9 protein-coding genes are annotated in these 12,379 nt (G+C 57.1%); 6 read left to right on the top strand and 3 right to left on the bottom strand.

The window, feature by feature from the left end; genetic code table 11:
* The first annotated feature begins 76 nt into the window (after positions 1–76).
* Both EXY20_RS19405 and EXY20_RS19400 read left to right on the top strand, forming a co-directional pair.
* Positions 77–1,918 carry an LTA synthase family protein gene (locus EXY20_RS19405; protein WP_328592557.1) on the top strand — a complete coding sequence of 614 codons (1,842 nt, stop codon included), beginning with the start codon at positions 77–79 and terminating at the stop codon, positions 1,916–1,918.
* 46 nt (positions 1,919–1,964) lie between these two features.
* A complete protein-coding gene (locus tag EXY20_RS19400) occupies positions 1,965–2,633 on the top strand; it encodes a phosphatase PAP2 family protein (protein ID WP_135553761.1) in 669 nt (222 codons plus the stop codon).
* Positions 2,634–2,696: 63 nt separating this feature from the next.
* On the opposite strand, the gene EXY20_RS19395 is transcribed toward EXY20_RS19400, so the two are convergent.
* From EXY20_RS19395 to EXY20_RS19385, 3 genes are all read right to left on the bottom strand, one after another.
* Positions 2,697–3,560, bottom strand: coding sequence for an AraC family transcriptional regulator (locus EXY20_RS19395; protein ID WP_135553760.1), 864 nt, complete (start codon positions 3,558–3,560; stop codon positions 2,697–2,699).
* A 78-nt stretch (positions 3,561–3,638) separates the two neighbouring features.
* Complete coding sequence (locus EXY20_RS19390) at positions 3,639–4,631, bottom strand: Gfo/Idh/MocA family protein (protein ID WP_135553759.1); 993 nt, start codon at positions 4,629–4,631, stop codon at positions 3,639–3,641.
* Positions 4,624–5,667 (bottom strand): Gfo/Idh/MocA family protein, encoded by a 1,044-nt coding sequence (locus EXY20_RS19385; protein WP_135553758.1) that lies wholly within the window; start codon positions 5,665–5,667, stop codon positions 4,624–4,626. The genes EXY20_RS19390 and EXY20_RS19385 overlap by 8 nt, the downstream gene beginning before the upstream one ends.
* Before the next feature lie 189 nt (positions 5,668–5,856).
* Here EXY20_RS19385 and EXY20_RS19380 point away from each other — a divergent pair, with 189 nt between their 5' ends.
* The 4 genes from EXY20_RS19380 (at position 5,857) to EXY20_RS19365 (ending at position 11,902) form a co-directional block, all read left to right on the top strand.
* On the top strand, positions 5,857–6,720 hold the full coding sequence (locus tag EXY20_RS19380; RefSeq protein ID WP_135553757.1) for a sugar phosphate isomerase/epimerase family protein: 864 nt from the start codon (positions 5,857–5,859) through the stop codon (positions 6,718–6,720).
* A gap of 156 nt (positions 6,721–6,876) precedes the next feature.
* Positions 6,877–8,631 (top strand): ABC transporter ATP-binding protein, encoded by a 1,755-nt coding sequence (locus EXY20_RS19375; RefSeq protein ID WP_135553756.1) that lies wholly within the window; start codon positions 6,877–6,879, stop codon positions 8,629–8,631.
* Between the two features lies 1 nt (position 8,632).
* Complete coding sequence (locus EXY20_RS19370) at positions 8,633–10,432, top strand: ABC transporter ATP-binding protein (RefSeq protein ID WP_135553755.1); 1,800 nt, start codon at positions 8,633–8,635, stop codon at positions 10,430–10,432.
* Positions 10,433–11,005: 573 nt separating this feature from the next.
* The gene (locus EXY20_RS19365; RefSeq protein WP_135553754.1) at positions 11,006–11,902 is read left to right on the top strand and encodes a transposase; all 897 of its coding nucleotides are present in this window, start codon (positions 11,006–11,008) and stop codon (positions 11,900–11,902) included.
* Positions 11,903–12,379: the final 477 nt, after the last annotated feature.

The raw sequence follows: 12,379 nt of genomic DNA, 5'->3' as shown, positions 1-12,379 counted from the left end.
GATGCCTTATTTTTTGCCGTCCGCTCCGAGTGCATTTCTGCGTGCGGCGGCAATGAGCTGAAAGGTTGATGTCCGCTTGAAACCGACTTTGCGTGCCGCGCTGACGAGTCCGTTTGTCGTCTTCACGGTTTTCATGCTGGGCAAGATATACTTGTCCTGGTTCGTTATTTTCGAATCTGCGTTTTCCTGGCTGCCGCTGCTGACCGGTCTGCCGACGGTGTGGGCCGCATTCGCGCCGATCGAGCTGTTTGCCCGCAAGCGCAAGCTGATGCTGTATATGATCGTCAACGTTGTGTTCACGTCGGTCTATTTTGCCGCTATCATGTACTATAAATATTTTGGGGTAATCGTTACGTACCACGCGCTTCAGCAGGTGGGCCAGGTTACGGAAGTCAAGGGAAGCGTCTTTTCGCTGCTGCATCCCTACTTTCTTTTCATTTATACCGATATCGTGCTGTTCGGCTTGCTGCTGACGTTTCGCAGAACGTTCCGCAGTTGGGCCGTACGCGGCATGACCCTGAACCGGGCGGCAGCCGGTCTTATCTTCCCGTTGGCGCTGATGGTCAGCATCTTCTGCATGTGGACGAACCGCGACAGCATCAACGAAATCAAACAGGCGCAGCACATGGGCATTCTCAACTACGAGTTGTACGCCATTTTTGCCAAGCGCAGCGAACCGCTTCTGGACGAAAGCGAAATTACCGCGGAAGCGATCATGAAAGCGAAGGGGCTTGCGGCGAACCCGTCGCCGAATTACTGGCGAGCGGCGGAAGGGAAGAACATTGTCGTGCTGCAGCTGGAGGCGTTCCAGAACTTCCTGCTCGGCCTGAGCGTCGACGGGCAGGAAATTACGCCGAACATGAACAGTTTGATGAAGCAAAACTTCTACTTCCCGCATATCTTTCAAATGGTGTCGCAAGGCAACACTTCCGACGCCGAATATATGCTGAACACGTCGTTCTACGTTCCGCCTTACGGCGCGGCGGCGCAAGATTACGGCGACCGGGCGCTGCCGAGTCTTCCGAAGGAATTCCGGGGCATTGGCTACGAGGCGCTGACGTTCCATACGAACGACGTCGTGTTCTGGAACCGCGAAGAGTTGTACAAGGCGCTTGGCTTCACCCGCTACTACGACAAATCGTTCTACGGAGACGCGGACACGGTGGCGTTCGGCGCTTCCGACGAAGTGCTCTACGACAAAACCGTGACCGAGATGGCTCGGCTGCAGGGCGAAGGCAAACGGTTCTACGCCAACATCATTTCGATGTCCGGCCACCATCCGTTCAACCTGCCCGATCGCAAGAAGAAGATCGAGTTGCCCGATCGTTTCGACGACACGCTTGTCGGCGATTACTTGACCGCCCAGCAGTATGCCGATTACGCGATCGGCCAGTTCATCGACAAACTGAAGGAAACCGGATTGTGGGATCAGACGGTGCTGTTCATTTACGGCGACCATATGGGACTGCCGATTTATTCGCTTTCGTCCAAAGAGCACGCACTGATGAAAGATATGCTCGGCCGCGACTATTCTTATCCCGATATGCTTAATATCCCGCTGATTATCGCCGGCGGCGGCGTCACCAGCCCGCAGGTATTTCCACAAATCGGCGGCCATGTCGACTTCATGCCGACCATCGCCAACCTGGCGGGCATATCGCTTGCGGACCATCTGCATTTCGGTCAGGATCTGCTCAATACGCAGCACAATTTGCTGCCGGAACGCTACTATTTGCCTTCGGGCTCGCTGATCAACGACACGACGATTTACGTGCCCGGCCGCGGATACGCCGACGGCGTTACTTATGCGCTGCCGACCGGGGACGGGGCGATGCCGAGCGAGGACGAATACAAGCGGGCGCTGGAACTGCTTCACATGTCGGACAGCTACGTCAATCAGCTTCCGAAACACGACTGACGGTTGATGTCCAACTATTTTGGATCGGTTAAGGGGGAAACTGGTTATGCTTATACCTAAACTGCAGCAACGAATGCAGACGCTGTCCTGGAAGAGATTCGCTCCGCTGCTCGGGATGCTCATTTTTCCCGTGCTCGGCGCGCTGTATGCTTTTGTCAACCGGCCAAACGATCAAGTATATACGATTTTAACGTCGCTCGACGATTCGATTCCGTTCATCAAATTTTTTGCGCTGCCTTATTCGATCTGGATTTTTTACATCTATGCCTGTCTCGTTTATTTTTTCTTCAAGGACGTCAAAGTATACTACCGTTCGCTCATCACGTACACCGTCTGCGCGCTCGTATGCTACTTGATCTACATGGTGTTCCAGACGACGGTGCCGCGGCCGTTCCTTACCGGCGACGACCCGTTTACGCAAATTGTCCGGTTTATCTATAACCGCGATCAGCCGTACAACTGTTTCCCGAGCATTCATTGCTTTTCCAGTTACATGGTCATGAAAGCTTTATACACCAGCAACTTCCGCAACCGGATCAACCAGACGCTCATTTACGGCATGTCGATCACGATCATCCTGTCGACGTTTTTCATCAAGCAGCATGCGGTTCTCGACGCGGCTGCGGCGTTCATTCTGGTGGAGCTCGTGTACCGCTTCGCAATGCGCGGAGAGAAGGCAGCCAAAACCGCCTACAACCGTTCGCTTGGCGCTTGACCCTCATCATCCTGTGCAAAAAAAAGACTGTCCCGAACTCATACGGGCAGTCTTTTTTCGCTTTCAGCGGGCGTCGCGGTAAGCCGACGGCGAAGCCCCTTTGAGCTGGCGAAACACGCGGGTAAACGTACGATAGTTGGCAAAGCCGGCTTCCAGCGCCACTTCGGTCAGCGGCATCGACGTCGTGGCGAGAAGTGTCGCGGCGCGGGTGACCCGCAGTTGGTGCAGGTACGCTTGAAACGAATGGCCGGTGTACAGCTTGAACATCCGGCTCATGGACGACACGTGCCGGCTGTAGCGGTGCGCAACGGTGCCGAGCGTAATCGGCTCGTTGTAGTGCATATGCACAAATTGCAGCGCCTGCGACAACTGCTCCTTGTCGACCGCTTCCTCGTCCCCGGTTCCTTTGGGCTGCAGTTCGAGCATCCGGCGCAGCACGATCGTCACCGTCTCGAACAGTTTGGCGCGCATGACGGCATCCCTGCCGAAGCGGTCCCCGTCGTACTCGGCCTGCAGCTCCTCGAGCACCCTGACCGCATCGGCGAAGCCCGCCTTGTCCAGGTCGCAATACGACGGCAGCGCGGTGCCAAGCTTGAACAGCGTGCGATTGATCGCGGACTCGTATTTCGAACCGGTCATCAGTTCGATATCGAACATGCAGCAGAACAGCCTGAGCGGCGTCTCCGACTCGCAGCGCAGCTCGTGCATATGATGCGGCAGCAGCAGCGTTACGGTGCCCGGTCTCAGCGCATGCGTCTTGCCGTTGACGGTTTCGGTCCCGAAGCCGTCGATAACCAGCGACAGCTCGGCAAAATCGTGGTGATGCAGCTTGCAAAGCGTTCCGATCGGGTTGACGGAAATATAAAGAGGCAATTGGCCTTTCTTGAATTTATTTAATGCCAGCGCATCCTGGTATTCGGGAAACATGACGGCACCTCGCCCAGTACGGTAAAATCACCTGTTATTTTACCATACCGGGCGAGGTGCGGAGAAATAAAAATATGGTTAGCGGGCTACCGCTGCTTTAGCCCCGCTGGCAATCGATTCGAACGCGGCCAGCGCGACGGCGGCCGAAGCCAAACCGTCTTCTCCGCTGATCGGCACCGGCGTTCCGTTCAACACCGCATCCACGAAGTCGGCGACCAAATATTGGTCCATGCTGTCGCCCCATCCGCTCCATTCGGCTTTGTTCGCGCCATTGCGGTACACCTGGTTCGCCTGCGCGAACGAATCGACGCTGATCGTCCCGTTCGTCCCGACGAACTCCAGCGTCACATCGCCCCATGTCGGGAACGAAGGCAGGCGCGACCAACTGGTGTCGAGCACGACCGGAATGCCGCCGCTGAACGTGGCGTGCACCATGCCGGCGTCTTCCACTTGCAGCTCCGGATGAAACAGCGTGCCCGACTCGGCATACACTTCTTCCGGCTCCGCGCGCAGGATCCAGCGCAACAAGTCCATGACATGGACCGTATGGTCCAGCACGGCACCGCCGCCGGACAATGCCGGATCGACGAACCAGTTGCCCGGCATCGAGCCGCGGTTCGTGCCTTTGACCGCAATCACCTGGCCGATATCGCCGCGGTCGATCGAAGCTTTGGCTTCTATGACCGCCGGCAAGTAGCGGCACGGGAACGCGGTCATCAGCTGCACGCCGCGCTCCTTGCAGACGCGGATCATCTCATGCATGCTCTCCAGCGTAACGCCGAGCGGCTTCTCGCACAATACGTGCTTGCCGGCTTCGGCGGCCAGAATGGTCAGCTCGGCATGGCTCGCGTTCTCCGAGCAGATGACGACGGCGTCGATGCCTTTGGCCAGCAGCTCGCGGTAATCGGCGTAAAAAGGCAAGCCATACGGCTTGAGGCCGGCTTCGGCGCGTTCGCGGTTGTTGTCCCAGCCGCCGACCACATGTACGTCCTCGTTGTTCATGAGCGCAGACAAATAACTATTGACATGCCCATGGGCGAAGCTTGCGATTCCGACGTTTAATTTAGGCACGGCTCGCGCCTCCTTTCAGCGTTACGGGCGCACCCGTTTGCGCCGACTGCACTGCGGCGAGAGCAACTTCGACGGCGGCTAGCGCGTCTTCGGCCGTCACGATCGGCGTGTCGCCGGTTTCGATGCACCGAAGAAAATGCGCCAGCTGCCGCTCGTACGGCCCGAGCAGCAGCGGCGACAACCGCTCGCTGCCGGCCGGTTTCGCGGCGATATCCGCCGCATCCCCTTGCCGCGGCGCGCGGACGATTTCGAGCGTCGCGGACTCGCGGCTGCCGCCGCGCACGACGCCTTCCGAGCCGGCCAGTTCCGCCGAGTAGGCGAAGCCTGGCGTGTTCCCCCAATGCGCCGACAAGTTGGCGATCGCGCCGCTTTCATAGCGAATCGTTACATTCGCATGCTGAATGCCGGGCGCCTTGGCGATGGTTGCATATACACGCGTCGCTTCGCCAAGCGTCCACCGCAGGAAATCGATGTCGTGAATCATCAAATCGAGCACAACCCCGCCGCTGCGCTCATCCTCCCAGAACCAGCTGCCGGCGGCCGGACCTGCGCCCGCGCGTTTCGTATGCGCGACGCCGATTCTGCCGAGACGGCCGGACTGCACATGACCGCGCATGTTCGCATAGTCCTGGAAAAACCGCAGCACTTGGCCGATAAACAGCCGTTTGCCGGTTTGCCGGCTCGTTTCGATCATTTCGCGCGCATCCGCCGGGTTAAGCGCGATCGGCTTTTCGCAGATGACGTGTTTCCCGCCTTGAAGCGCCCGCACCGTAAATTCGCGGTGCAGAAAAGTAGGCAGCGTCACGCAAACCGCTTCCACTTCCTCGTCGGCAAGCAGCTCCTCGAACGTGCCGTACTGCTTTACCTTGTGCAGGTCGGCGACGCGCTTCGCCCGGTCTTCCTGCAAATCATACACGCCCGCCAGATCGGCGCCGCGAATATTGACAATGCTTGCGGCATGCGTCATTCCCATCGCGCCGCAGCCAATGACCGCCACTTTCACTTTCATTCCTCCCGTGAAGCTGAATTTGCCCATGCTCGTTCTGGCTCATTGCTCAATCGACCATGCTACAATTTTAGCTTTCCCAAGCGATGCCCTAAGGTCATTTTCATGCGGGAAACGGACAAATTTTGACCAACGCAACAGTTGAAATGACTCATGATTCGGCGCAAAATAACGTAAGCTGGAGTGGAATGGCCAAAATTCGGACAAGGGGGCTTACCCATGAAAATCGGCATCAGCTCATACAGTTTGCAACAGGCGATTCGCTCGGGTGAAATGGATATTTTCGGCGTCATCGACTGGATTGCGGACAACGGCGGCGAGCACGTGGAAATCGTGCCGATCGGCTTTGACCTGATCGAAGACGCGTCGCTGGCCGGCAAAATCGCGGCCAAAGCGGCCGAACGCGCCATCGACGTGTCCAACTATGCGATCGGCGCGCAGTTTCTGCAGCCTTCGGACGAAGCATACGAGAACGAAATCGCCCGCGTCATGCGCCACGTCGACGTCGCGCACAAGCTCGGCGTGACCCGAATGCGCCATGACGTTGCGTCGCGGCCGTTTGCGGAGGGCACGGACGAGCAGTTCGCCTCCGACCTGCCGCGCCTTGCGGAAGCGTGCCGCCGCATCGCCGACTATGCCGCACCGCTCGGCATCACAACCAGCGTCGAAAACCACGGCTACTACATCCAGCGCAGCGACCGCGTTCGCGAGCTGGTGAAAGCGGTCGACCGGACCAATTTCCGCACGACGATCGACGTCGGCAATTTCCTGTGCGCGGACGATTCGCCGGTTGAAGCGGTGCGCGGCAATTTGCCGTACGCTTCGATGGTGCATGTCAAAGATTTTTACGTGCGTCCGGCGCAGCGCGATTACCTTGGAGCCGGCTGGTTCCGCTCCGGCGGCGGCAACTTCCTGCGCGGCGCGATCGTCGGCGAAGGCGACATCGACATGCCGGAAGTGATCCGCGCCATCAAGGAGTCCGGCTACGACGGTTATCTCTCGATCGAATTCGAAGGCGTCGAAGCGTGCAGAGGCGCCGTGATCTCGGCGCTGGCGAACTTGCGCAAGCTGCTGGCGCACTAGCGCTCTCGAGCGACGGCGAGTCATCCTTATCGGCCCTGGCCGAAGGGATGGCTTTTTGCGTTGCAGAAAAATTCGTTTTATCGAAAATATCGCTTCCATTTCGAGGCAGCGATCATTATAATATAGAAACATGCGTTCGATTAGATGGAGGTATTCATGACCTTTCTGGCCAAACTCAATTGGTTTTTCCGCGAGAAGGCGGGCGCTTACATCCTTGCCGTCGGCCTGTTGACGCTCGTCAATCTGCTGAACATGATCCCGCCGAAAATTGTCGGCGACACGATCGACAGCATCAAGACGGGCGATTTGACGCGAGCCGGCCTTACCGGAACGGTGGTGCTGCTCGTGGCGCTTGCCTTCTTCCTGTACGGCATCAGCTATGTGTGGGTCACGCGCCTGTTCAGCAGCTCGTTCCTGCTGGAGAAGGTGCTGCGCGGCAGGCTGCTGGCGCAATGGACGAAGATGACTCCCTCCTTCTTCCATCGCAACCGGACCGGCGACCTGATGGCGCTCGCCACCAACGACGTGCTTGCCGTTGGCCAAACGGCCGGCTACGGCGTGCTGACGCTCGTCAGCACGGTTGTCGGCACGACAGTCGTCATCGTGACGATGGTTCTGTTCACCAGCTACAAGCTGATGCTCGCTTCGCTGCTTCCTCTGCCGCTCGTCGCTTACGCCATGGGCCGTCTCGGCAAAATGATGCGCAAGCGGTTCATCGCGTCGCAGGCGGCGTTCGGCACGATGAACGATCATGCGCTGGAATCGATCTCCGGCATGCGCGTCATTCGTTCTTATGTGCAGGAGAGAGCCGACACCGATGCCTTCGAACGCGTCACGACGGACGTGATGGAGAAGAACAGCAAGGTCGCTTTCATCGGCTCGTTGTTCCAGCCTGTCATTGCGTCGATCGTGGGACTCAGCTTTTCCATCAGCCTCGGCTACGGCGCCTATCTCGTCTTTCACGACGAGCTGTCGCTCGGACAGCTGGTTGCGTTCAATATTTATTTGGGCCAGCTCATCTGGCCGATGATATCGTTCGGCGAGTTCATCAACGTGCTGCAGCGGGGCACCGCTTCCGTCGAACGGCTGGACAATGTGTACGCGCAGAAGACGGACGTCGCCGACGCCGCCGATCCGATCGACTTGGCCGAACCCGGTACGATCGAACTGCGCGAGCTAAACTTCCGCTACCCGGGAGCGGCGGCGGACACGCTGAGCCAGATCCGGCTCTCCGTCGAGCCGGGGCAGACGATCGGCATTGTCGGCCGCACCGGCAGCGGCAAGTCGACGCTGCTGAAGCAGCTGCTGCGGCAATATCCGATCGCGGAGGAGCGGCTGCTTGTCTCGGGCGTTCCGATCGAACGCATCCCGCTGACGCGCGTGCGCAGCTGGATCGGTTACGTGCCGCAGGAGCACATGCTGCTGTCGAAGTCGATTCGCGACAACATCGCGCTCGGACGCCAGGACGCCAGCGAGGCGGACATCGTCCGTGCCGTCGAGCTTGCTTCTTTCACCCGCGACATCGCGCAGATGAAAGACGGCCTCGACACGATTATCGGCGAGAACGGCGTCATGCTGTCGGGCGGCCAGAAGCAGCGCGTCGCCATCGCGCGGGCGCTGCTGGCGGAGCCGGACATTCTGGTGCTCGACGACGCGCTGTCCGCCGTCGACGCCCGCACGGAGCACGCGATTCTTCATCATATCCGCGAGACGCGCAGCGGCAAAACAACCTGGATTGCCACCCACCGGCTGTCCGCAGTAAGCCACGCCGGCTGGATCGTTGTGCTGGACGACGGGCGCATCGTCGAAGAAGGCACGCATGACCAGCTTATGCTGTTCGGCGGCTGGTACAAAACGCAATATGAGCGCCAGCAAGCCGAAGCGAAGCTGCTGGAAGAAAAGGAGGGCTGACATGACCGCCAAACCGAGACCCGTCGCTCCTCCAACGCTGGAATCCAAAGGGTCGGTCGTACTCAAGCGGCTGATGCGCTACGTGCTCGCCTACAAGCTGCGCATGGCGTCAGCCATGCTGATCCTTCTGGCCGCAACCGCCGCGCAGCTGCTCGGACCGTACATCGCCAAAATCGTCATCGACCGCCATATCGCCGTGGCGGACAGCAGCGAGCGCGACATGGGCGCCGTGCTTTGGCTGATCGCGCTTTATGTCGGCATCCTGGTGTTGTCGAGCGCGTTGACGTTCGCCCAGTCGTATTTGCTGCAGACGACTGCACTGCGCATCATCCGCAAGCTGCGGATGGACGTAATGCGGCATGTGCAGCGGATTCCGCTGCGCTATTTTGACAACACGCCGGTCGGCCAGGTCGTTTCCCGCATCGCTAACGATACCGAAGCGGTGAAAGAACTGTTCATGAGCTTCATGGCCACCTTCGTCGTCAGCGGCGTGACGATGCTCGGCATCGTGGTCGCCATGTTCATTCTCGACGTTCGGCTCGCCTTGCTCACTCTGGTGATGTTCCCGCTGTTCGCCGTGTTCATGTACTTCCATCTCAAATATTCCAAAGGGTTCATCGCCATCATGCGGGCCCGGCTCAGCGACATGAACGCGAAGCTGAACGAATCGATTATCGTCATGCCGATCATTCAGGCGTTCCGCAAGGAGAAGGCGACCATCGACGAATTCGAAGCGCTGAACGAGGACCGTTATGCCAATCAGCGCAAGCAGATGCGCATTTACGGCTTGTCGACGCGCAACATCACCAGCCTTGTCAGCGGACTGATGATCGCTGCCGTCATTTGGCATTTTGGCGGCATGTCGCTCCACGGGGCCATTTCGTTCGGCGTGTTTTACGCCTTTATCGATTATTTGGGCCGGTTCTACCAGCCAATCATCGGGATCTTCGAGCAGTTGACGAACGCGCAGCGGGCGATCGTGTCGGCGGAGCGCATCTTTCATCTGATGGATGAGCAGGCCGAGCCGGAAATCGCCGAAACGGTCACCGTGCCGCGTCCAAGGGGCAACGTCGTTTTTCGCGATATCACCTTCGGTTACAAGGAAGGCCAGGATGTGCTAAAACAAATATCCTTCGAAGCGAAGACGGGCGAAACCATCGCGCTCGTTGGCCATACTGGCTCCGGCAAAAGCTCGATCATGAACCTGCTGCTCGGCTTCTACGAACCGAACGGCGGTTCGATCACCATCGACGGAACGGACATTCGCACGATGTCAAAGCAGGCGCTGCGCAAGCATATGGGCATTGTGCTGCAAGATCCTTTCCTGTTTGCGGGCGATATCAAATTCAACGTCAGCCTGTATGACAAATCGATCACGCCGGAGCGTGTCAAGGATGCGCTTCGCGAAGTCGGCGCCTCGACGTTTGTCGAGCGGTTGCCGCATGGCTACGATGAACCGGTGGTAGAGCGCGGCAGTACACTGTCCGCCGGCCAGCGACAGCTTATTTCGTTCGCGCGGGCGCTCGTCTACGATCCGGCAATTCTGATCCTCGACGAGGCGACTTCCAGCATCGACAGCGAAACCGAAGGGTTGATCCAGCAGGCGCTCCAAGTGCTCAGTCGTGGGCGCACGACATTCATCATTGCCCATCGGTTATCGACGATCAAGGATGCCGACCGTATCCTGGTGCTGCACCGCGGCGAAATCGTCGAGCGCGGCACGCACGAAGAACTGATGCAGCTCGGCGGACGCTACAATCGAATGTACCAGATGCAAACCGGTGAAACCGTAGGTGCCTAGGGTGCCTGCGTTAACCCTCAGAAACGATTGCCTGTTATCCGACAGATGGATGACGGCAATCGTTTTTGTTATAAATCTGTCGCTCGCAGACCTGATTAGCAATACTTCCGGAACCCTGCCTGACCTCTGCCCGGCCACTGTCTCCTACGTACCGCATGCCTGCGGTCCCCTCCTGCCTGCCGTCGCTTGAATACCACCTGCCCCCGGACCACCTTCATGCCTGCCGTCGCCTGAGTACCCGACTGCCAGTGTTCCACCTTCCTGGCTACCGTCGCCTGGCCGCCTGGGTACCGACTGTCTGCTGTCCATTGTATGTCCGTTGGCTTCTCTCATTCCCCTAACTCTTATCCTACAGCGGGCCTGAAGTGCCCTGTACATCTCCCACCAACTCCTTCTGTCCGTTATCCCATTGACTCAACAAATTGAACATCATTTATTTGGCCTGGCTCAACTTGAAATAAGAACACATGTTTGGTAGAATGAAAATATTGGAATACCGATCAAGTGAAATATTACAAATATAGATGTTTTACTGTGAGTGGTAGCGCAACTCGTCACCGAGGAGGAGCATTTATGCAGCACATAACAGTACCTGTATCGCTACAATTGGATGCCGCCTTGTCTCGCGAACAGTTCGATCAACAGTTTCCGACAGAAACCGCTTGCATCGACTATCTTGTCCAACTTCGTTGGCCGGACGGGTATGCATGCTTGCGCTGCGAATCGAAGCACTATACCCGCCTCGAAACACGGCGGTTGCCTTTATTTGTGTGCAGGGACTGCCGCTATCAAGCTTCACCGATCGTCGGAAGCGTGATGGAGGGGAGCCGGACTCAGCTGCGCATTTGGTTTTTAATCTATTTCCTCTCCTCGCAATCTGCATTCCGGATGAATGCCCTGGCAATCAGTCGTCAAGCTCGTGTAACCTATAAAACTGCTTGGCTCATCCTGATGAAGCTCCGTCAAGCCATCGCCGGGTGTGATGCTCAGACTCCACTTTCCGGTTCGGTGACAGTAAATAACGGCTTTGCATCGGAACGCGACCATTATTCGAATCAAACTGATAGGCAAGACGCCCCCGTATTAATGGGGGGTTCATGGGATGCATCGGGTTCGCTCAACCATTTGAAAATCAAACTTGTTTCGAAAGAGCATATGTTGGAGAAACGAGTGCTCTCCGAAGGAGTCGCCGACTTCACCCAACGACATGCGGCTCCAGAAGCTATTGTCAGCAGCGTGAACGCTCGCTTTACAGCGCGGTGGATCAAGCGACTCCTTCCTTATTTTGAGCAAGCTATTCAATGGCTTCACTTCACCTATGGCAGCATCGGCAAACGTCATTTGCAGTTGTACCTTGACGAAGTCTGTTATCGATTGTGCAACACATACCGCGGCGAGTCATGTTTTGCTCCCTTTGTTCGACTATGCAGCAAATCCAAACCGACACCATATGCATCTATAGTCGCTTGACTTAGTCACAGAGCAGATATTGTTCAAGTTCATTCCACACGGACTAGTTAGACGTTTACGCGCGACTAGAGCGTGTATTTATACATGTACTTGTTCGATTTGTTCGGAACTTATTTTGGGCAGTGGTTCGTGTGTTGATTCGTGTATTTCGTTCGTGTGTTGGTTCGCATGTTGGTTCGTTGTTAGTTCGTGTGTTGGTTCGTGTTTGGTTCGTGTGTTGGTTCGTTTGTTGGTTCGTTTGTTGGTTCGTTTGTTGGTTCGTTTGTTGGTTCGTTTGTTGGTTCGTGTGTTGGTTCGTGTGTTGGTTCGTGTTTGGTTCGTGTGTTGGTTCGTGTGTTGGTTCGTTTGTTGGTTCGTTTGTTGGTTCGTTTGTTGGTTCGTGTGTTGGTTCGTGTGTTGGTTCGTGTTTGGTTCGTGTGTTGGTTCGTTTGTTGGTTCGTTTGTTGGTTCGTGTGTTGGTTCGTTTGTTGGTTCGTT

It is taken from the genome of Paenibacillus cymbidii (assembly GCF_004764705.1).
Taxonomy (GTDB): Bacteria; Bacillota; Bacilli; order Paenibacillales; family NBRC-103111; genus Paenibacillus_AN; species Paenibacillus_AN cymbidii.
This window is presented reverse-complemented; position numbering and strand designations above follow the sequence as displayed.